The 257-nt window shown below is 43.6% G+C and carries 1 protein-coding gene; it reads right to left on the bottom strand.

Annotated features, from left to right (window positions below; genetic code table 11):
- Positions 1-257 (bottom strand): TolB family protein (locus AC23MC_RS16500; RefSeq protein WP_487569415.1); only part of this gene is annotated, 257 nt, incomplete at both ends.

The raw sequence follows: 257 nt of genomic DNA, 5'->3' as shown, positions 1-257 counted from the left end.
ATATCATACGCAAAGACATCTAATCCACCAAAACCTTGTCTGCCGTTGGAAGCGAAATAAAGCGTTTTGTTGTCTTCAGTTACAAATGGGAAGTTCTCCTCGCCTTCTGTGTTTACTTTTGATCCTAGGTTCTCCGGTTCACCATAAGAGCCATCTGCATTAACGGCTACTTTCCAAATATCTGTTCCACCGATACTACCTGGTCTGTTCGAGGCAAAATACAACGTTTTACCGTCTTTGCTCAACGCTGGGTTTCC

It is taken from the genome of Flavobacterium sp. T50_26, from assembly GCF_057652995.1.
This window is presented reverse-complemented; position numbering and strand designations above follow the sequence as displayed.